The organism is Lentisalinibacter salinarum (assembly GCF_040706555.1).
Classification (GTDB): Bacteria; Pseudomonadota; Gammaproteobacteria; order Steroidobacterales; family Woeseiaceae; genus Lentisalinibacter; species Lentisalinibacter salinarum.
Map to the genome: position 1 here is coordinate 181377 of NZ_JAPDRH010000003.1, position 19624 is coordinate 201000.

The 19624-nt window shown below is 66.3% G+C and carries 18 protein-coding genes and 1 riboswitch; of the genes, 7 read left to right on the forward strand and 11 right to left on the reverse strand.

What is annotated here, in order from left to right; genetic code table 11:
• Nucleotides 1-76 precede the first annotated feature (76 nt).
• On the forward strand, nt 77-1240 hold the full coding sequence (locus ACJMKZ_RS11345) for an acyl-CoA dehydrogenase family protein (RefSeq protein WP_405233338.1): 1164 nt from the start codon (nt 77-79) through the stop codon (nt 1238-1240).
• 25 nt (nt 1241-1265) lie between these two features.
• On the opposite strand, the gene ACJMKZ_RS11350 is transcribed toward ACJMKZ_RS11345, so the two are convergent.
• The 8 genes from ACJMKZ_RS11350 to ACJMKZ_RS11385 all read right to left on the reverse strand — a co-directional run bounded on the left by ACJMKZ_RS11350 (nt 1266) and on the right by ACJMKZ_RS11385 (nt 8472).
• On the reverse strand, nt 1266-1586 hold the full coding sequence (locus tag ACJMKZ_RS11350) for a 2Fe-2S iron-sulfur cluster-binding protein (protein WP_405220633.1): 321 nt from the start codon (nt 1584-1586) through the stop codon (nt 1266-1268).
• Nucleotides 1587-1688: 102 nt separating this feature from the next.
• A complete protein-coding gene (locus ACJMKZ_RS11355) occupies nt 1689-3005 on the reverse strand; it encodes a tetratricopeptide repeat protein (protein ID WP_405233339.1) in 1317 nt (438 codons plus the stop codon).
• 34 nt (nt 3006-3039) lie between these two features.
• Complete coding sequence (locus tag ACJMKZ_RS11360; RefSeq protein WP_405234149.1) at nt 3040-3642, reverse strand: energy transducer TonB; 603 nt, start codon at nt 3640-3642, stop codon at nt 3040-3042.
• 74 nt (nt 3643-3716) lie between these two features.
• Nucleotides 3717-4130 (reverse strand): ExbD/TolR family protein, encoded by a 414-nt coding sequence (locus tag ACJMKZ_RS11365; protein WP_405233340.1) that lies wholly within the window; start codon nt 4128-4130, stop codon nt 3717-3719.
• Between the two features lie 21 nt (nt 4131-4151).
• Entirely contained in the window at nt 4152-4679 is a 528-nt protein-coding gene (locus ACJMKZ_RS11370) for a MotA/TolQ/ExbB proton channel family protein (RefSeq protein ID WP_405233341.1), read from the reverse strand.
• Between the two features lie 12 nt (nt 4680-4691).
• Entirely contained in the window at nt 4692-6071 is a 1380-nt protein-coding gene (locus ACJMKZ_RS11375) for a MotA/TolQ/ExbB proton channel family protein (RefSeq protein ID WP_405233342.1), read from the reverse strand.
• Nucleotides 6071-6853, reverse strand: coding sequence for a DUF3450 domain-containing protein (locus ACJMKZ_RS11380; protein WP_405233343.1), 783 nt, complete (start codon nt 6851-6853; stop codon nt 6071-6073). Before ACJMKZ_RS11380 ends, ACJMKZ_RS11375 begins: the two co-directional genes overlap by 1 nt.
• 398 nt (nt 6854-7251) lie before the next feature.
• Nucleotides 7252-8472: an acyl-CoA dehydrogenase gene (locus ACJMKZ_RS11385; RefSeq protein WP_405233344.1), complete on the reverse strand. Its 1221-nt coding sequence runs from the start codon at nt 8470-8472 to the stop codon at nt 7252-7254.
• A gap of 224 nt (nt 8473-8696) precedes the next feature.
• Between ACJMKZ_RS11385 and ACJMKZ_RS11390 the strand changes: the two genes are divergently transcribed.
• The 6 genes from ACJMKZ_RS11390 (at nt 8697) to leuB (ending at nt 15588) form a co-directional block, all read left to right on the forward strand.
• The gene (locus ACJMKZ_RS11390; RefSeq protein WP_405233345.1) at nt 8697-9674 is read left to right on the forward strand and encodes an NADPH:quinone oxidoreductase family protein; all 978 of its coding nucleotides are present in this window, start codon (nt 8697-8699) and stop codon (nt 9672-9674) included.
• A 284-nt stretch (nt 9675-9958) separates the two neighbouring features.
• Nucleotides 9959-11536, forward strand: a complete 1578-nt coding sequence (locus ACJMKZ_RS11395) for a 2-isopropylmalate synthase (protein WP_405233346.1) — start codon at nt 9959-9961, stop codon at nt 11534-11536.
• Nucleotides 11537-11560: 24 nt separating this feature from the next.
• The gene (locus tag ACJMKZ_RS11400; protein WP_405233347.1) at nt 11561-12523 is read left to right on the forward strand and encodes a branched-chain amino acid transaminase; all 963 of its coding nucleotides are present in this window, start codon (nt 11561-11563) and stop codon (nt 12521-12523) included.
• Nucleotides 12524-12534: 11 nt separating this feature from the next.
• Nucleotides 12535-13944, forward strand: a complete 1410-nt coding sequence (leuC, locus tag ACJMKZ_RS11405) for a 3-isopropylmalate dehydratase large subunit (RefSeq protein WP_405234150.1) — start codon at nt 12535-12537, stop codon at nt 13942-13944.
• A 4-nt stretch (nt 13945-13948) separates the two neighbouring features.
• Nucleotides 13949-14533: a 3-isopropylmalate dehydratase small subunit gene (gene leuD / locus ACJMKZ_RS11410; protein WP_405233348.1), complete on the forward strand. Its 585-nt coding sequence runs from the start codon at nt 13949-13951 to the stop codon at nt 14531-14533.
• The gene (gene leuB / locus ACJMKZ_RS11415) at nt 14521-15588 is read left to right on the forward strand and encodes a 3-isopropylmalate dehydrogenase (RefSeq protein WP_405233349.1); all 1068 of its coding nucleotides are present in this window, start codon (nt 14521-14523) and stop codon (nt 15586-15588) included. Before leuD ends, leuB begins: the two co-directional genes overlap by 13 nt.
• A 21-nt stretch (nt 15589-15609) precedes the next feature.
• On the opposite strand, the gene metX is transcribed toward leuB, so the two are convergent.
• From metX to metB, 3 genes are read right to left on the reverse strand one after another with little or no spacing between them, the layout of a single operon-like run.
• Nucleotides 15610-16698, reverse strand: a complete 1089-nt coding sequence (gene metX, locus ACJMKZ_RS11420; protein ID WP_405233350.1) for a homoserine O-acetyltransferase MetX — start codon at nt 16696-16698, stop codon at nt 15610-15612.
• Nucleotides 16695-18020 carry an O-acetylhomoserine aminocarboxypropyltransferase/cysteine synthase family protein gene (locus tag ACJMKZ_RS11425; RefSeq protein ID WP_405233351.1) on the reverse strand — a complete coding sequence of 442 codons (1326 nt, stop codon included), beginning with the start codon at nt 18018-18020 and terminating at the stop codon, nt 16695-16697. The genes metX and ACJMKZ_RS11425 overlap by 4 nt, the downstream gene beginning before the upstream one ends.
• A gap of 57 nt (nt 18021-18077) precedes the next feature.
• On the reverse strand, nt 18078-19265 hold the full coding sequence (gene metB / locus ACJMKZ_RS11430) for a cystathionine gamma-synthase (RefSeq protein WP_405233352.1): 1188 nt from the start codon (nt 19263-19265) through the stop codon (nt 18078-18080).
• A 101-nt stretch (nt 19266-19366) separates the two neighbouring features.
• Nucleotides 19367-19489, reverse strand: a riboswitch (SAM riboswitch).
• Nucleotides 19490-19624: the final 135 nt, after the last annotated feature.

A 19624-nucleotide genomic window follows, 5' to 3' on the forward strand; every position in this document is an offset into this window, starting at 1 on the left:
TCCGCAGGCATCGCGCTGCAACGCACAAACACCCTCTCATAGGCCGTATAATCGGGACGCACAAAAGGAGCTGACTATGGATTTTTCACTGACCGAAGACCAGGAGATGATCCAGGCCGCGGCACGTGAGTTCGCGCAGAACGAGATCGCGCCGGTTGCGGCCAGATTCGACGAGAGCGGAGAGTTCCCCGAGGAGACCATCCGCAAGGCGGGTGAACTCGGCTTCATGGGCATCGAGGTGCCCGAGGAGTACGGCGGGGCGGGACTCGACGCCGTCGGCTACGTCCTGATGATGGAGGAGATCGCTGCGGCGGATGCCGCCCACAGCACGATCGTCTCCGTGAACAACTCCCTCTACTGCAACGGCATCCTGCTGTTCGGCACCGAGGACCAGAAGAAGACGTTCGTGACGCCGGTCGCCTCGGGCGAAGCCATCGGCGCCTATGCGCTCACCGAGCCCCAGTCAGGATCCGACGCCGGCAACATGCGCTCCCGCGCCGTGCTGTCCGACGACGGCAGCCATTACGTCATCAACGCCAAGAAGTCCTGGATCACCTCCGGGCCCGTCGCCCGCTATCTGGTGCTGTTCGCCATGACCGAACCCGACAAGGGCGCCGGCGGCGTCAGCGCGTTCCTGATCGATACCGAGAAGGAAGGCTTCAGCCGCGGCAAGACGGAGCCCAAGCTCGGTATCCGCGCCTCGGCCACCTGCGAGATCGAACTCGAGGACTACCGATGCCCCGTGGAGCACCGTCTCGGCGACGAGGGCCAGGGCTTCAAGATCGCCATGACCGTACTGGATGCCGGACGTATCGGCATCGCGGCCCAGGCCGTCGGCATCGCTCGGGCCGCCTACGAGGCCTCGCTGGAGTACGCGCGGGAGCGCGAGGCGTTCGGCTCCCCCATCGGCAGCTTCCAGATGATTCAGGCCAAGATCGCGGACATGAAGACCCGCCTGGAGGCGGCACGCCTGTTGACGCTGCGCGCCGCGTGGGCGAAGGACGAGGCGAAGAAGACCGGCGCCCGCAACACGCTGAACGGCAGCCTGGCGAAACTGTTCGCCTCCGAAGCGGCCATGTACATCACCCACCAGGCCGTGCAGATCCACGGCGGGATGGGCTACAGCAAGGAGTTGCCGGTGGAGCGCTATTTCCGCGACGCGAAGATCACGGAGATCTACGAGGGCACCAGCGAGGTGCAGCGCATGGTCATCGCGAGGCAGGAGACGGGACTCCGCTGACGGGGTCCCGCCCCTCCGCCGCCCGTCAGAGTTCGTTTTCGGCGACGTAGACGAGGAGCCCGTCCAGCTCGTCGGTCACCTCGATCTGGCAGGTGAGCCGACTCGTTGGCCGGCGCTCGTACGCCGCGTCCAGCATGCTGTCTTCCATATCGTCCATGTCGGGCAGCTTGTCGAGCCAGGCCTCGTCTATGTACGCGTGGCAGGTGGCACAGGCGCAGGCGCCGCCGCATTCCGCAACGATGCCCTCGATGTTGTTGTCCATCGCGCCTTCCATGACCGTATAGCCGGTCTCCACCTCGACGTCGTGGCGTTCTCCGTCGGTGCTGACGTAGGTGATCCTGGGCATTCTCCGCTCTCACAAAAAAGGCGCGCCGGCCTCGACGCGCCGTAGTTCATAAAACAATGACGCGGGCCGGCGCATGCGCCGGCCCGTGATGACTACCGTCGATTACTCGTTCTGGGCGATGGCCTGCCGAAGCTGCTCGAGGCGCTCGATCTCGCCGTCGATCACGCTGATCCACTGGCTGCCGATCCTCTGATACTCATCGTCCCGGCGGACGACCATGAAGGTCTGCCGCGCATCCTGGTAACGATCCAGGTTGTACTGGCACATGCCGATGGTGATGCGTACGTCGTTCGGCTCGCGCACGCCGCCCTTGTCCAGCGCCTGACGGCCTGCCTGGATGCAGTCATCATAGCGGTCCAGATTCAGGTACGCGACGGCCAGGCGAGCATTCAGCTCACCGTCGTCGCTGAGCCGCGCCGCCTGCTGCAGCGCCGGAACCGCCTGCTCCGGCTCCTGAGCGAGCTGCCATGCCTGGGACAGCAGCCGGTAGTTCTTGCCCGTCTCCTCGATGTTGCCGTTCTCCATCCCCTCGGACAGGACCTTGGCGGCCTTGTAGGGAATCTCGCCCTGCAGATAGAGCTGTGCGAGGGTCACGAGTTCGCTCTCGGAGGACAGCAGATTCTGCGTGTAGGCGGCATCGTAGGCGGCCAGCATGTTCTTCTCTTCGCCGAGCTCCGAATAGACGCCGGCGAGCGCCGTCCAGTAGCTCTTCTTGGGCCAATTGGCCAGAAGGATCTTGAGGATCTCCTTGACCTTGGCGAAGTTGTTCTGCTGGTAGTAGCCATAGTAGAGCAGGTTCCACCATTCCTCGCGGACCTCGGTATCCCGCTCGCGCGCGACCTCGATGGCCTTCTCGATCTGCGGAATCATCAGGTCGTACTGCTCGGTCTGGGCGTAGGACTGCCCGAGCAGGACGTAGGCCTGGGGTCCCGGATTGTTGGCGATCTGGAACCATTGCTTAAGCAACTCGATGGTCCTGGGGAATTTCTCCTGCACCGCGTAGAGCTGGGCGAGCGTATACAGGGTCTGTGTGCGCAGCTGAGGCTCGAGTTCCGGGATCGACAGCAGCCGCTCGTAGGATTCCACGGCCTTCGCCGTATTGCCCTGGTTGTAGTAGATGAAGCCGTAGAAGTTCAGCATGTTGGCGCGCTCGTAGTCGCTGAGACCCTCGTCGCGGGACAGCGAATCGAGTACGCGGATCGCCTGGTTGAACTGCTGGTTGTCCGCAAGCTCCTGGGCCTCCGTCAGTTTCTCGTAGACCGCCTTGCTGAGAGCCTCCGCCTTGCGCGTCTTCTGATTGTCACGCGCCTCCTGGTCGTCCTGCGCCATGGCCGTCGGGGCCAGCGCCACCATGCAGACGCCCACCAGAGCGGTCAGCAGGGTGTTGCGGAAGTTCCGTGTGAAGAGTTTCGTCATCATCAGTGAATCCCGTTAATGGCTGTCCAGGACGCGGTCAGTCCTCCAGTTCGAAGCGGATGCGCGTCTTCACACCAGGCACCTCGACCGGCTGACCGTCCACGACGCGCGGCTTGTACTTGAATTTCAGCACGGCGCGCATGGCGGCCCGGTTGAACAGGCTGCTGCTCGAGTAGATCACCACCGGGTCCTTGACGGTACCCGCCGTGGTCACCGTGAACTCGAGGTCCACGTAGCCCTCGATGCCCCGCGACAAAGCCCGGCTCGGATAGATGGGGGCGACGCGCACGATGGGCAGGTACTCGCCGTCGGTATACGACAGCGTACCGGGACCGGAGATGCTGACGTCAGTGGTCGAGGACGGCGGCCGCACGTTAATGACCGGCGCATTCGGGTCGATATCGTCCTGCGACGGCGGCGGCGTATCCGGCGGCGGCTGCTGCGGCTTCGGCGGCTTCTCCGGCTTCGGCTCCTCGACGTTCACGATCTCCTGCTTCTTCACCCGGACGAAGTCCAGGAAATAGCGCTTCTGGGGATCCGTCAGCGCGCTCTCGCCGGTCTCGATCAGGAACTGCATCAGGAAAAGCAGCCCGAAGGTGACCGCGACGCCGCTCACGATGGCGATGACATACCGGACGATCATAATCTAGCCTCCGTTCCGGAAACCGGAACCCTTATCCCTGGACGGCCGCCTGCCCGTCACCGGCGCCACCCTCAGTCCTCGTTCGCGGCAATCGAGACGTTGTACACGCCGGCCTGCCGCGCCGCATCCATTACCTGGACGAGCGTCTCGTTGTAGGACTTCTTGTCCGCCTGGATCACCACCGAGCCTTTCGGATTCTCGGCGTGCAGCCGCTCGATGTTCGCCCGCACCGCACGCGGATCCACGCGGCGACGGTCGATCCAGATCTCGTTGTTGTCGCTGATCGCGATCAGGATGTTCGCGTTCTCCTTCCGCTCCGCCGTTGGAGCATCCGGTCGGTTCACATCGATGCCGGCTTCCTTGATGAACGAAGCCGTCACGATGAAGAAGATCAGCATGATGAACACCACGTCGAGCATGGGTGTCAGGTTGATCTCGTTTTCTTCCTCTTCTGCGCCGCCCATGGCGCCGATCGGTCTGCGCATTATTCGGTCCTCTGGTGAACTCTAGTGATCCATGGTCAGCGAGTCTTCGAGCATGATGACCTCATGCTCCGCGCGTCTCGATAGTATTGTGACAAGCAGGACGCCGGAAAGTGCGCCGACCATGCCGGCCATCGTGGGGATCGTGGCCTTGGAGACGCCGGCCGCCATCGAGCGTACGTTACCGCTGCCGGCGAACGCCATCACCTCGAAGACCTCGATCATGCCGGTCACCGTACCGAGGAGACCGAGCAGCGGACACAGCGCCACGAGGGTCTTGATGAAGCCGAGCCCCTGGTTGGCCGCCATGGAGACCCGGGAGATCATCGCGTCCCGGATCTGATGAGCGTTCCACGACTGACGCTCCGGACGGGCCTCCCAGTCTTCCAGCACCTGTCGGGACAGAGCCCGCAGATTGCCCCGGAAGAAGATCAGGCGCTCGACGATCAGCAGCCACATGACGAAGATCGTCACCGCGATCAGGTTGAGCACGGGCCCACCGAGCTCCATGAAATCCCGTACGGCGAGGAGTGCGTCTTCGAGCCAGACCATGTGCGGCCTCCCCTAGCTTGCCGACTTGTGTTCGGCTTCCGAGTGCTCGGCGATGATGCCCGCGCTCTGCTCCTGCAGGATGTTCAGGATCCGCTTGCTGCGGCCCTGCAGGAACGTGTGCAGTAGCACCATCGGGATGGCGACCACCAGGCCGAGCACGGTCGTGACCAGTGCCTGGGAGATACCGCCTGCCATGAGCTTCGGATCACCGGCGCCGTACAGCGTGATGACCTGGAAGGTCTTGATCATGCCGGTCACCGTGCCGAGCAGGCCGGCCAGAGGTGCGACGACGGAGATCACCTTCACGAACAGCAGACCCCGGCTGAGCTTGGGCGCTTCCTTCAGCACCGCTTCGCTCAGTTTCAGCTCCAGGGTCTCGGTGTCCACGTTCTTGTTGTCTTCGTAGGCGCCGAGCACACGGCCGAGCGGGTTGTTGCTGTTCGGCTTGTCCGACTTCAGCTGAGCGCTCACCTTGCGATCGGCGATCACCAGGCTGAACAGCGAAACCAGAGCGATCAGCAGGCCGAGCAGGCCCAGGCCGATGATGCTGTAGCCGACCACGCCGCCCTGATCGACGCGTTCACGCAGTGTCGGGCGATCCACCAGCTGGGCGAGGATGCCGCCGCGTGTGGGGTCGAGACCGAAGGTCACCGAACCCTCATCCGCGTCGAACAGGGCCGCCGTGGAATCCGTGTAGCGGGCCTGTTCCGGCTGACGCTGCAGCTCGACCACGTTGCCGGTCTCGGACGTGTAGTTCAGGTAGATGCCGTCGCTGACGATGTTGAACGTGCCGACCCGGATCACCGGGATGGTGGATTCCGCGCCGTCGGCCAGGATGACGCTGCGCTCGAACTGCACGACCTTGCCGCTCTCGGTCATCTGGCGCTGCAGCTCGAACCAGAGACGCTCGATGTCCTCGATGGACGCGAGCCTGGTGCTGCTCGCCATCGTGGCCCCGAGTTCCACCAGGAAATCCTCGCGGCCCGGATACTGCGCGCTGATGAGCGAATTCTGGAACACGCTCTGCGTGTCGCCGGCCACCTGCTGCAGGACGCCGAACAACTCCTTCAGCGAGCCGAGGCGCTCGTCGAGTTCCGCGGCTGCCGTGGCCAGCTTGCGGTTGTTCTCCTCGAAAAGCTCCTCCAGCTGTTCGCCGCGCTGTTCCAGCGAGGCGCGTTCATTCCTCGCCTGGTTCAGCAGCGCCTGCTGCTCGGACTGACGCCGACGGAATTCCGCCAGACGCTGTTCGTTCTCGCGTGCTTCACGCGCCTGGCCCTGCTTCACCATATTCAGGAGTTCGTCCAGGGAGGCGGCTTCCTGCGCGGTCGCGCTGCCGCTGCCGAGGCCGAATGCGAGCAGGCCGGTGGCGGCTATGGTTACGATCTTCTTCATCAGCCGGCCTCCTCAGGTGCGGGTACGGGCAGAAGGAGCAGCTCGGGCGCGATCAGCTCATTGGCGACGCGCAGGCCCTTCTTGACCTCATTGCGGTGTTCATCGGACATGTTCCAGGTCTTCGACTCCTCATCCCAGACACCCGTCATGCTGCCGTCGGCACTCTGGAACAGAAGCGCGACACGGCCGATACGCAGGAACTCGACCTCGCGCACGCCGCCGTCGATCTCGATGGTATCCGTGTAGGACTCGATGGTGCGTCCGAACTCGTTCTCGATCTGGAAGGCCTCCATGACCTTGCGGAACTTCTCCGCGACGGACACGTTCGGCTCGTCCATCAGGTCTTTCAGGGTCTCGATGCGCTGGGTGCGCTCCTCGAGCAGGAACGGGATATCCAGTTGTACGAACCGCTCCAGACCCTCGATCATGCGTTCCATCAGCGGATAGATCTGGCGATTGATGACGTTCGCCTTGTCGAGGGACTCGTTGATCTCGTCCAACCGGGCCTGCTGCTTCTCGGTCTGCGCTTCCATCAGCCGGTTGTAGATCTTCAGGCCGTCGATCTCCTTGGTGACTGCCTTGTAGTCGTCGACCAGACTGCGGGTCTGCTGCACCACCCGGTCGATGCGCTGCTGAGCCTCCCGATTCTGGGCGAGCCGCTGCTGCTCAGCCCTGAGGACGGAATCGACGGTCTGCGCCACAGCGACACCGCCCCCGGCGATCAACGCTGTCGACACGATCGCAACGGCCAGATGCCGTGCTCTCGAATTCCACGGTTTCATGAACGCTCCTTGGTTAAGTCCGGACAACAATCTTAATAATTATTCGTGACAGTTCTCTGAGGACCACCGGCGCTGTCTCGACCGGCCGTGCAGACCGGCAGATGCCAGCAACGGTGCTGCCCCCGCGACCACCGGCCATACACCATACTACAGATAGGAGGGAGTGCAGAAACACAGCGGGGCACTGCCGCAAGCGGCCCGCCCTGTTGTTGCCTGCAGCACTCTCCCCTGCTGCGACTGTGAAGGCCGCCGGTCGAGAACCGGCATCCGCGCCCCCGCCGCCGACGCGTTCGGCCATGACCGGAACACGCCGGGCGTCCCGGCCTTGCGGCGGGTCACACTGCCGCGAAGCATAACATACGCGATCCGGCGCGCCAGTCCTGCTGCGGGACCTCGTCTCACGCGCCCCGCAGGCCGCGCTGCCTGCCGAGCTCGAGCTTCGCCAGGCTGTTGCGATGCACTTCGTCCGGCCCGTCCGCCATACGCAGCGTACGCAGGTTGGCCCACGTGCGGGCGAGGCTGAAGTCCTGGCAGACACCGCCGCCGCCGTGCACCTGGATGGCCCGGTCGAGAACGTTCAGTGCCATGGTCGGGGCCACGACCTTGATCATCGCGATCTCGGCACGGGCCACCTTGTTGCCCACCTTGTCCATCATGTCGGCCGCCTTCAACGTAAGGAGCCGGGCCTGATCGATCTCCATGCGGGAATTCGCAATAGCCTCCCGGACAACGCCCTGGTTCGCCAGCGGGCGGCCGAATGCGATCCGTTCGTCGGCGCGCTTGCACATGGCCTCGAGCGCCCGCTCGGCCGCGCCGATGCAGCGCATGCAGTGATGGATACGGCCCGGCCCCAGCCGGCCCTGGGCGATCTCGAATCCGCGGCCTTCGCCGAGCAGCAGGTTCGAGACCGGCACGCGGACGTCTTCGAACGCCACCTCGGCGTGGCCGTGAGGCGCGTCGTCGTAGCCGTAGACCGTGAGCGGCCGCACGACGGTGACACCGGGCGTCGCCCGTGGCACCAGGATCATGGACTGCTGGGAATGGCGATCGGCATCCGGGTTGGTCTTGCCCATGAAGATGAAGATCTCGCAGCGGGGATCCATCGCGCCGGAGGTCCACCACTTGCGGCCGTTGATGACGTACTCGTCGCCGTCGCGAACGATGGACGCCTCGATATTGGTGGCATCGGACGAGGCCACCGCCGGCTCGGTCATCGCGAATGCCGAGCGGATGCGGCCCTCCAGCAGCGGTTCCAGCCACTCGCGGCGCTGTTCCGCGTTGCCGTAACGGACCAGCACCTCCATGTTGCCCGTATCCGGAGCCGCGCAATTGAAGACCTCGGGAGCGATCGGCGAGCGGCCCATGATCTCCGCCAGCGGTGCGTATTCCAGATTGGTGAGGCCTGCGCCGTACTCGCTCTCGGGCAGGAACAGGTTCCACAGCCCGGCCTCCTTCGCCTTCGCCTTCAGCTCCTCCATGACCGGCGGTATGACCCAGCGATCCTTGCTCGCGTCGATGTACTCCTCGTACGCCGCTTCGTTCGGGTAGACGTACTCGTTCATGAACTCGGTCACGCGCTCGCGCAGCCGGCTCACCTTGTCGGAATATTCGAAATTCATGCGGACCCCGCTCTGGATGAAGGGAAACGATCTGCGCCGCCGCTGCCGCGTCGACAGCACGCGCCCGGCGCGCAGCCCGGAGAGCATAACGCGGGGTCGTTCGACGTGCCAGCGGCCGCCCGTCCGGCAACTCGTCCTCCTGAACGATGCTAGACTCTCGCGCCACGGCGCACCGCCCGTGCCCGCGAGAGCGTCACGCAATCGTCCCTGTCATCGGAGGAAACGTGAAAGCAGCACTATGTAAAGAGTACGGACCGCCCCGCAGCCTCGTTGTCGAGGAGGTCGACCCGCCGGAACCCGGTCCGGGTGAGGTCAAGGTGCGGGTGCACGCCTGCGGCGTGAACTTCCCCGACATACTGATGATGGCGGGCAAGTACCAGTCGAAGCCACCGATGCCCTTCTCTCCCGGCGGGGAGGTCTCCGGCGAGGTGGTCGGCCTCGGCGAGGGTGTCGAGCACCTGCGCCCGGGCCAGCGCGTCCTCGGCATGACCGGTCATGGCGGCATGGCGGAGGAGATCTGCCTGCCGGCCGTCGCCGTCGTGCCGATCCCGGACAACATGGACTACGAGACGGCGGCCGGCTTCATACTGACCTACGGCACCTCCTACCACGCGCTGAAGCAGCGCGCCCGGCTGCAGCCCGGCGAGACCCTGCTGGTGCTCGGCGCGGCCGGTGGCGTCGGACTGGCTGCAGTGGAACTCGGCAAACTCATGGGCGCGCGGGTGATCGCCGCCGCCAGCAGCAAGGAGAAGCTGGACCTCGCTGGCGAGTACGGTGCCAGCGAGTTCATCAATTACACGGAAGAGAACCTCAAGGAACGGGTCAAGGAAATCACCGACGGCCGGGGTGCCGACGTGATCTACGACCCGGTCGGCGGCGACCTGTTCGACCAGTGCATGCGCTCGATCGCCTGGAAGGGCCGCGTACTGGTCATCGGCTTCGCGTCCGGAGAGATACCCAAGGTGCCGGTCAATCTCGCCCTGCTGAAAGGCTGCGAGATCGTCGGCGTGTTCTGGGGCGCCTTCACCCAGCGGGAACCGAAGGCCCACGAAGAGAACACGCGGGAGCTGCTCGAGTACGTCGGTCAGGGCAAGCTGAAGCCCCATATCTCGGGCACCTTTCCGCTGGAGGAGGCCGGCGAGGCGCTGGCGACGCTTGCCGAGCGCAAGGCCCTCGGCAAGGTGATCGTCACCGTCGCGTGAGCCGGCCGTCCGCACCGGATTAGTCTCAGGCGCAACTATGCGAGCGAAAACAACAACCTGGCAGTTGACACCCGGGCGGGCATGCAACATTATCGCCGCGATGACAGACGCACCCCGCAGCATCGGATGCCCGACGGCACGCAGCCCGCGTGTCGTTCTGCTGTCCGGCCTTCTTCTTCTTGCCCTCCACGGGAGGATGCGCGGGTAGCCGACAGGCAAGGCGAACGAGAAGGCAAACCCCGCATCCGAAAGGTCGCGGGGTTTTTTTTTGATGGAGAGAGTTTATGAGCATTGACGACGGCGACCGGGTCCGCATTTTCGACACCACACTGCGTGACGGCGAGCAGGCGCCGGGCTGCAGCATGACGCTGCGGGAGAAGCTCCGGGTCGCCACGGCACTTGCAGAACTCCGGGTCGACGTCATCGAGGCGGGTTTCGCGGCGGCCTCCCCCGGCGATTTCGAGTCGGTGCAGGCGATCGCGAGCGAGATCGAAGGCCCCGCCGTCTGCAGCCTGGCCCGCTGCAATCCGGAGGATATCGAGAAGGCCTGGAAGGCGGTGGAGCCGGCGGAGAAGCCCCGCATCCACGTGTTCGTGGCCACCAGCGAAATCCATCGCACGCACAAGCTGAACATGGCCAAGGAGGAGATCATCCAGAGCGCCACCGGCGCCATCAGGATGGCCCGGCAATTCTGCGACGACGTCGAGTTTTCCCCGGAAGACGCATCCCGTACTGAGCTTCCCTACCTGGCCGAGGTGGTCACGGCTGCCGTCGAGGCCGGCGCCCGGACCATCAACATCCCCGACACGGTCGGCTACACGGTGCCCGGCGAGTTCTACGAACTGTTCCGCTACCTCAAGGAGCACGTGCCGGGCATCGACGACGTCGTGCTGTCGGTGCACTGCCACGACGACCTCGGCATGGCCGTGGCGAACAGCCTGTCGGCCGTGCGCGGCGGCGCCCGCCAGGTGGAATGCACCATCAACGGCATCGGCGAGCGCGCGGGCAACTGCTCGCTGGAAGAGGTGGTCATGGCGCTGAAGACGCGCCGCGAGTACTTCGGCGTGGACACCGGCCTGGACACCACCCGGCTCTATCCCACCTCCCGGCTCGTCTCCAGCATCACCGGCATCCACATCCCCCGCAACAAGGCCGTCGTCGGGGAGAATGCTTTCGCCCACGAGGCCGGCATCCACCAGCACGGCATGCTGAAGCATGCCTCGACCTACGAGATCATGCGCCCCGAGGACGTCGGCATCAGCCGCTCCAACCTGGTGCTCGGCAAGCACAGCGGCCGCCACGCCTTCCGCGACCGGGTGCGGGAACTCGGTTTCGACCTGGACGACTTCGAGCTGAACCGTGCGTTCCAGGAGTTCAAGAAACTGGCGGACCGCAAGAAGGAGCTCTACGACGCCGACATCGAGGCGCTCATACTCAATGCCGAGGGCACGGCCCCCGGCCCATGGGTGCTGGAGGTGCTGAACGTCAACTCCGGCACGGGCTCCACCGCCACCGCCTCGGTACGCCTGCGCCACGAGAACGGCGACTGCCCGGAAGAGGCGGCCGTCGGCGACGGCCCCATTGCGGCGGCCTGTCAGGCCGTGGAACGAATCACGGGCATCCACCTGGTGCTGCGCAACTTCGACCTGCGCAGCGTCACGAAGGGCGAGGACGCGCAGGGTGAGGCGACGGTCACGGTGGAATATAATGACGTCACGTTCCGCGGCCACGGCGTCAGCACCGACATCGTCGAAGCCGGCGCCCTGGCCTGGCTGGAAGTCACCAACAGGATCATCCGTCGCCAGCAGTCAGGACTGGAAATCACCCCTGCGCCGGATGCCGGCGAGATCGCAACCATTTAACGGCCCGGCCGTCAGGAGTTTCGTATGACCATCCATGCGAGCAAGTACATCTGGTTCAATGGCGAAATGGTGCCGTGGGACCAGGCCAAGGTGCACGTCCTCGCTCACGCCCTGCATTACGGTTCGTCCGTATTCGAGGGCATCCGCGTCTACAAGACGCCCGCCGGCAGCCGGGTATTCCGCCTGCACGACCACATGCAGCGCATGTACGATTCGGCGAAGATCTACCGCATGCGCATCCCGTACGAGTTCGACGAACTCATGCAGGTGTGCCATCGGGTGGTGATCGAGAATGAGCTGAACAACGGCGCCTACATCCGGCCGGTAGCCCTGCGGGGCTACGGCGAGGTTGGACTGTCCCCGAAAGACGACCACCCCGTCGACGTCGCGGTGGCGGCGTGGGAGTGGGGCGCATACCTCGGCGCCGACGGTCTGGAGCAAGGTGTGGACGTCTGCGTCTCTTCCTGGCAGCGGGTCGCCCCGAACACCATGCCGGCCATGGCCAAGGCGGGCGGTAACTACCTGTCCAGCCAGCTCATCAGCATGGAGGCCAAACGGCTCGGCTTCGCCGAGGGCATCGCCCTGTCCACCGACGGCCTGGTCAGCGAGGGCGCGGGCGAGAATCTCTTCCTGGTGCGCGACGGGACGCTGTACACGCCGCCGGTCTCCTCCTCCATCCTGAACGGCATAACGCGCCACACGGTGATCTGCCTGGCCGAGGACGTCGGCCTGCCCGTCATCTACCAGAACATCCCGCGCGAGATGCTCTACCTCGCGGACGAACTCTTCTTCACCGGCACTGCGGCCGAGGTGACGCCCATCCGCTCCGTGGATCGCATCCAGATCGGCGAAGGCCGCAGGGGGCCGGTCACGGCACGCCTGCAGCAGGCTTTCTTCGGCCTGTTCTCGGGCGAGACCGCGGATACCCGCGGCTGGCTGGAACCGGTCGAGGCCGCCGGCGCGGCCGCGGGAGCCGCCAGCGCATGAGCTCGATCGACATGAACGGAGTGCAGACCCTGTTCGAAAAGGTGTGGAACCAGCACGTCGTGGTGCCCGAGACGGACGAGACCCCGGCCGTCCTCTACATCGATCTGCACCTGATTCACGAGGTCACCACACCGCAGGCCTTCAGCGTGCTGCGCGAGCGCGGCCTCCCCGTGCGCCGTCCGGACCTCACGCTGGCGACCATGGACCACTCCACGCCGACGACGCCGGTGCGCAAGCTCTCCGACATCGAGGTGGTCGGCGAGAGCGCGGCCAATCAGATCCGCCGCATGGAGGCGAACTGCCGGGAATTCGGCATCGACCTGCTGGGCTTCGACAGCGATGCCCGCGGCATCGTCCACGTCATTGGCCCCGAACTCGGAGCGACCCAGCCCGGCAAGACCATCGTCTGCGGCGACAGCCATACCTCGACCCACGGAGCGTTCGGGGCGCTGGCCTTCGGCATCGGCACCACGGAAGTGGGCCACGTGCTGGCCACCCAGTGCCTGCTGCAGCGCCGGCCGAAGACACTGGCCATCGAGGTCACGGGCCGGCTCGGACCGGGCGTCTCCGCCAAGGACATCATCCTCGCCATCATCGGCGAGATCGGGGTGGACGGAGGAACGGGCCACGTCATCGAGTACCGGGGCGATGCCATCCGCGCGCTGGACATGGAGGCCCGGATGACCATCTGCAACATGTCCATCGAGGCAGGCGCACGCGCCGGCATGATCGCGCCGGACGACACCACCTTCGAGTATCTCTGGGGCCGCCCGCGGGTGCCGCAGGGCGAGGACTGGGAGCGGGCGCTGGCCCGCTGGCGGGCGCTCGCCACCGACGGCGATGCCGCATTCGACCGGCAGGTGCGCATCGATGCCTCGAGCCTCACACCCATGGTCACCTTCGGCACCAACCCGGGCATGGTCGTCCCCGTGACCGAGAACATACCGGAGGGGCCGGGACGGGCGTTCGCCAAGGCCCTGGACTACATGGGACTCGAGAGCGGACGGCCGATCGCGGGCACGCCGGTGGACGTCGTCTTCGTCGGCAGCTGTACCAACTCCCGGCTGTCGGACCTCGAACAGGTCGCGGCCATCCTGCGCGGTCGCCGCGTCGCGGACAACGTCCGCATGCTGGTGGTGCCGGGCTCGCAGCAGGTCAAGCGGCAGGCCGAGGAAAGAGGACTGGACGAGGTCTTTCGTGCGGCCGGCGCCGAGTGGCGAGAGTCCGGGTGCTCCATGTGCCTGGGCATGAACGGCGACACGGTGCCCCGCGGCAAGCTCTCGGTCAGCACCAGCAACCGCAATTTCGAGGGCCGCCAGGGCGCGGGCGCGCGCACGGTTCTGGCGAGCCCATTGACGGCCGCCGCCTCCGCCGTCGTAGGGCGCATCGCCGACCCGCGGCCGCTGCTGGAAGGAGTCTGAGCCCATGGAACCCGTCACCCGCATCGAGTCGGCCACGGTCGTCATCGACCAGAGCGACATCGACACCGACCAGATCATCCCTGCCCGCTTCCTGACCACCACCAGCAAGGAGGGGCTCGGTGAGGCTCTGTTCGCGGACTGGCGCTACGGCGAGGACGGCAGCGAGAACCCGGACTTCGTGCTGAACAAACCGGAGAACGCGGCCCGTACCATACTTGTCGCCGGCAATAATTTCGGCTGCGGCTCCTCCCGCGAACACGCGGCCTGGGCGCTGGCGGATTACGGCATCCGCGCGGTCATCAGCACCGAGATCGCGGATATCTTCCGCAGCAACGCGCTGAAGAACGGCCTGCTGCCGGTGGACGTGCCCGCCGAGTTGCACCGCTGGCTGCTGGATCATCCCGGAGCGAATGTGGTCCTGGACCTCGAGAGCAATACACTCACGCTGCCCGACGGCCGCGAGCACCGCTTCCGCATCGAGGCCTTTGCCCGCTACTGCCTGATGCAGGGCACCGATCAGCTCGGCTTCCTGCTGAACCAGGAAGACGCCATCGCGCGCTTCGAGACGACACGGCCATGGAAGCCCTGATCGCCCTGCTTCCGGGAGACGGTATCGGCCCCGAGGTCACGGAGGCCGGCCGGCGAGTGCTCGAGGCCGTGGCGTCGCGGCACGGCCACCGCTTCGAGATGCACGAGGGCCTCATAGGCGGCGCCGCCATCGACGCCCGCGGCAGCGCCCTCCCCCCCGATACGCTGGAACTCTGCACCCGCGCCGATGCCGTTCTGCTGGGCGCCGTCGGCGGGCCCAAGTGGTCCGACCCGGAGGCCCCGGTCCGACCCGAGCAGGGTCTGCTGGACCTGCGTTCCGCGCTGGGCGTCTTCGCCAACCTGAGGCCGGTGCGGCCGCTGCCGGAACTGTTCGAAGCCTCCGCCATCCGCGCGGAACGGCTGCAGGGCACCGACCTCATGGTGGTGCGCGAGCTGACCGGCGGCATCTATTTCGGGGAGAAACACCGCGACGCCGACAGCGCCTCGGACCTGTGCCGCTACACCCGGCCCGAGATCGAGCGCATCGTCCGGGTCGCCGGCGGGCTGGCGCGGGACCGGCGCGGCCGGCTCACCTCCGTGGACAAGGCCAACGTGCTGGAGACTTCCCGCCTGTGGCGGCGGGTCACCACGGAGATCGTATCGGCGGAATTCCCGGAGGTGGAGCTGGAACACATGCTGGTCGATGCCGCCGCGATGCACCTGATCAGCCGGCCGGCCGACTTCGACGTCATCGTCACCGAGAACATGTTCGGGGACATCCTCACCGACGAGGCGTCGATGCTGTCCGCTTCCCTCGGCATGCTCCCGTCGGCCTCGCTGGGCGGCGGCACCCGGGGCCTGTACGAGCCGATCCACGGTTCGGCTCCCGACATCGCCGGTCGGGATGCGGCCAACCCCTGTGCCACCATCGCCAGCGCGGCGATGCTGCTGCGCTACAGCCTCGGCCTGCCCGGGGAAGCGGACGAAGTGGAGCAGGCCGTGGCGGCGGCCATCCGCGGCGGCGCCCGGACCGCGGACATCGCGGCGCGAGGGCATGCCTTCCTGGGAACGCGGGAGATGACCGCCGCCGTGATCGAGCGGCTCGGCGGAGACTGAGGGGCTGACGTCCGACCGGCTTCAGCCGGCTGCCAGCGCCCGCGGCGCAGCGAGGCCGCCGCGGAATTCCCGCACCAGTTCACCCAGCGCCTCCAGGTCGATCAGGAATCCGTCGTGCCCGTGGGGGGTGTCCAGCACCTCGTAGCGAGCGTTCGGCAGGTGATCGGCGAGGTAGCGCTGTTCGGCGGGCGGGTACAGCACGTCGGAGCTGACGGAGACCACGAGAGCCGGCTGCCGCATGCCGGCCAGCACCGCCTCGAGTTCGCCACGGCCGCGACCGAGGTCGTGGCTGTCCATGGCCTGGGTGAGACGCACGTAGGCAGCTGCATCGAAGCGGTCCACCAGCTTGTCGCCCTGGTAGCGCAGGTAGGACTCCACCTGGAAGAGATCCGGATTCGCCTTGTCCCGCCCGAACCGGCTCTCGAAGTTATCCCAGCTCCGGTAACTGACCATCGCGATCATGCGCGCCACGGACATGCCCTGGCGCGGCGGCGCATCGTCCGGGTAATGCCCCTCTCGCCACAGCGGATCCCGCCAGATGGCCTGGCGCTGTGCCTCGCTGATGCCGATGCACCAGGCGCTGTGCCGAGCGGAGACGCCGATGGGGGCGATGGCGTCCACCCGGTCCGGATAGCAGGCAGCCCACTCCAGCACCTGCATGCCGCCGAGCGACGGGCCGATGACCAGCGCCAGACGGCCGACGCCCAGCGCGTCCAGCAGGCGGCGCTGCAGGTGCACCATGTCGCGGACCGTCACCCGAGGGAAGTCGCCCCCCTGCCGCCGCCCGCCGTCCGGCGTCGGCGACAGCGGCCCGGAACTGCCGTAGCAGCCGCCGAGCACATTGCTGCAGACGATGAAATCCCGCTCCGGGTCGAGCGCCCTGCCCGGCCCCAGCATGCCGGCCCACCAGTCGTCCGCATCGGCCGAGCCGGTCAGCGCGTGGCACACCAGCACCGCATTCGTGCCGTCCCGGTTCAGCCGGCCCCAGGTCCGGTAGGCGACCACCGGTTCTTCGACGACGTCCCCGCTCTCGAGGGGCAGCGCATCGGGCAGCTCCAGGTAGCGCGTCTCGGTGGAGAGCCAGCGCGCGATGCCGGGAGGCAGGCTCATGCGGCGTCCCGGCTCCGGGCCTTGGCGAAGGCCTGTTCGAAATCCGCCTTGATGTCGTCGATGTGCTCGATGCCCACCGAGACCCGGATCATGTCCGGCGTCACACCCGCGGAACGCTGCTCTTCCTCGCTCAGCTGCTGGTGGGTGGTGGTCGCCGGGTGGATCACCAGCGTCTTGGCGTCGCCCACGTTGGCGAGATGGCTGGCCAGCTCGACCGACTCGATGAAGCGCCTGCCGGCCTCGGCGCCGCCGCGGATGCCGAAGGTCAGCACTGCGCCATAACCGTTGGTGAAGTAGTGCTTCGCCCGCTCGTGATAGGGATGGGACTCGAGGCCCGGGTAGTTCACGAACGAGACGTCGGGCTGCTCGGCCAGCCAGCGCGCGAGCTCCAGCGAGTTGTCGGCATGGCGCTGGGCCCGCAGCGACAGCGTCTCCAGGCCCTGCAGCAGCAGGAAGGAGTTGAACGGACTCAGCGCAGGGCCGATGTCGCGCAGGCCCTCCACGCGGGCACGGATGATGAAGGCGATATTGCCGAACGGCCCATCCGGCCCGAACACCTCCGCGAATTTCAAACCGTGATAGCCGGGCGACGGGTCGGTGAACACGGGGAACTTGCCGTTCGACCAGTCGAACCGGCCGGAGTCGACGATGACCCCGCCGATGGTGGTGCCGTGTCCGCCGATCCACTTGGTGGCGGACTGCACCACGATATCGGCACCGTGGTCTATCGGCCGCACGATGTAGCCGCAGCAGCCCAGCGTGTTGTCCACGATCAGCGGAATGCCGTTGTCGTGGGCGAGATCGGCCAGCGCCCGGAAGTCGGGCACGTCGAAGCCCGGGTTGCCGATCGACTCGACGTACAGCGCCTTCGTGTTCTCGTCGATGGCGGCCGCATAGTCGTCGAGCGCGTCGCCCTCGACGAAGCGCACGTCGATGCCGAGCCGGGGCAGCGAGACCTTGAACTGGTTGTAGGTACCGCCGTAGAGCGAGCTGCGGGCGACGATGTTCTCGCCCGCCTGCGCCAGCGTCGTGATGGCCAGGAACTGGGCCGCCTGGCCGCTGCCCGTCGCCAGCGCCGCCACGCCGCCCTCCAGCGCGGCCACCCGCTGCTCGAACACGTCGTTGGTCGGATTCATGATCCGGGAGTAGATGTTGCCGAACTCCTCCAGGCCGAACAGGCGCGCGCCATGCGCCGTGTCGTCGAACGTGTACGACGTGGTCTGGTAGATGGGGACCGCCCGCGAGTTCGTGCCCGGCGCCGGCTCCTGGCCGGCGTGGATCTGCAGGGTCTCGTAATGAAGCTTGGTTTTATCCAGTGCCATCGCTCTGTCCTCTCTCCCTTGTGAGGTTCCGTTGATTCGTCGTCTGCCGCGGATCGCTCAGCCGGCCACCGCTCGCAGGTCGCCCCGCGCGCCCAGGCCGTCCAGCGCCCGCTCGAGGTCGCCGATCAGGTCCGTCGCTGACTCGATGCCGACGCTGAGACGGATCAGGCTGTCGCTGATACCGGCCGCGGTGCGGGCCTCCGGCGTCATGGGCGCATGGGTCATCGTCGCCGGGTGACAGACCAGGCTCTCGACCCCGCCGAGGGATTCGGCGAGCGAGAAGTGGACGAGTCCCTCCGCGATGCGACCGGCATCTTCGATGCCGCCCCTGAGTTCGAAACTGACCATACCGCCGAAACCGCTTTGCTGCCGGGCGGCGATCAGGTGGCCGGGATGACTCTCCAGCCCGGGGTAGTACACCCGCGCCACCTGTTCCTGACCCGCCAGAAACTCCGCCAGCGCCGCCGCGTTCTCCTCGTGCTGGCGCATCCGCGCGAACAGCGTGCGCACGCCCCGCAGCGTGAGGTAGCTGTCGAACGGCGCTCCCGTTATGCCGATACAGTTCGCCCAGTCGGCGAGTTCCGATGCCAGCGCCTCGTCGCCGGCCACGACTGCCCCGCCGACCACGTCGCTGTGGCCGTTCAGATACTTGGTCGTCGAATGCACGACGAGGTCGGCGCCGAGGGCCAGCGGCTGCTGCAGTGCCGGCGACAGGAAGGTGTTGTCCACGGCGACCAGAGCGCCGCAGTCCCTCGCCAGGCCGACGACCCGGTTGATGTCCGTGATACGCAGCAAGGGGTTGCTCGGCGTCTCCACCCAGATCAGCCGCGGCCCGCGGCTGCAGGCCTCCTCCAGCGCGCGGACATCGGTCTGGTCGACGAATTCGAGGTCGAATGCGCCCCGGTCGGCCAGATTGCGGAACAGCCGGAAGCTGCCGCCGTAGCAGTCGTGTGGCGCGATCAGCAGGTCGCCCGGCTTGAGGAGCTGGCAGACCAGCGTGATGGCCGACATCCCCGAGGCGGTCACGACGGCGCCTGCGCCGCCCTCCAGCTCCGTCAGTGCCCGGCCGAGGGCATCTCGCGTGGGGTTGCCGCTGCGCGTGTAGTCGTACTGACGCGGTCGGCCGAAGCCCTCGAAGGTGTAATTGGACGACAGGTGCAGGGGCGGGACGACCGCGCCGTGCTGGGCGTCGGACTCCAGCGCCGCACGCACAGCCTGGGTCGCACTCTGGGGGCCTTGTGTCATGAATGTTCTCCGTCTGATCGCGGGCCCGGCACTCAGGCTGCCACTCTGCGGAGAACTCGAGGAAGGTGCCTCGCCCATCGGTATCGCTACCGCTGCTCGGACACTCATCTTTCGCTCAGCACCTTTTTCGTGCTGCCGCAGGAGTTGGCACCTTTTCAGGCTGGTTAGGCCTGAAGGTTGCCCCGGCGTCGTCGGGCCCTTCCCTCAGCCGGTCTCGATGAGTAGCGGCGACTATAGTGGCCGCCCGCCGCCGCCGTCAACCGTTCTTTGGTTTCAACGGAAATCGTTGCGCGGCCCGGATGCGGCCTGGCAGACCCTGTTGACCGGACCATCGATTTGCATTAATGTATTAACGCGTT

Coding starts and splice junctions, on each gene's coding strand:
- ACJMKZ_RS11395 (WP_405233346.1), top strand. CDS start 9,959: ATGAGCATTGACGACGGCGACCGGGTCCGCATTTTCGACACCACACTG.
- ACJMKZ_RS11425 (WP_405233351.1), bottom strand. CDS start 18,020: ATGGCACTGGATAAAACCAAGCTTCATTACGAGACCCTGCAGATCCAC.
- ACJMKZ_RS11400 (WP_405233347.1), top strand. CDS start 11,561: ATGACCATCCATGCGAGCAAGTACATCTGGTTCAATGGCGAAATGGTG.
- ACJMKZ_RS11365 (WP_405233340.1), bottom strand. CDS start 4,130: ATGCGCAGACCGATCGGCGCCATGGGCGGCGCAGAAGAGGAAGAAAAC.
- ACJMKZ_RS11345 (WP_405233338.1), top strand. CDS start 77: ATGGATTTTTCACTGACCGAAGACCAGGAGATGATCCAGGCCGCGGCA.
- ACJMKZ_RS11380 (WP_405233343.1), bottom strand. CDS start 6,853: ATGAAACCGTGGAATTCGAGAGCACGGCATCTGGCCGTTGCGATCGTG.
- ACJMKZ_RS11385 (WP_405233344.1), bottom strand. CDS start 8,472: ATGAATTTCGAATATTCCGACAAGGTGAGCCGGCTGCGCGAGCGCGTG.
- ACJMKZ_RS11375 (WP_405233342.1), bottom strand. CDS start 6,071: ATGAAGAAGATCGTAACCATAGCCGCCACCGGCCTGCTCGCATTCGGC.
- metB (WP_405233352.1), bottom strand. CDS start 19,265: ATGACACAAGGCCCCCAGAGTGCGACCCAGGCTGTGCGTGCGGCGCTG.
- ACJMKZ_RS11370 (WP_405233341.1), bottom strand. CDS start 4,679: ATGGTCTGGCTCGAAGACGCACTCCTCGCCGTACGGGATTTCATGGAG.
- leuC (WP_405234150.1), top strand. CDS start 12,535: ATGAACGGAGTGCAGACCCTGTTCGAAAAGGTGTGGAACCAGCACGTC.
- metX (WP_405233350.1), bottom strand. CDS start 16,698: ATGAGCCTGCCTCCCGGCATCGCGCGCTGGCTCTCCACCGAGACGCGC.
- ACJMKZ_RS11350 (WP_405220633.1), bottom strand. CDS start 1,586: ATGCCCAGGATCACCTACGTCAGCACCGACGGAGAACGCCACGACGTC.
- ACJMKZ_RS11355 (WP_405233339.1), bottom strand. CDS start 3,005: ATGATGACGAAACTCTTCACACGGAACTTCCGCAACACCCTGCTGACC.
- leuB (WP_405233349.1), top strand. CDS start 14,521: ATGGAAGCCCTGATCGCCCTGCTTCCGGGAGACGGTATCGGCCCCGAG.
- leuD (WP_405233348.1), top strand. CDS start 13,949: ATGGAACCCGTCACCCGCATCGAGTCGGCCACGGTCGTCATCGACCAG.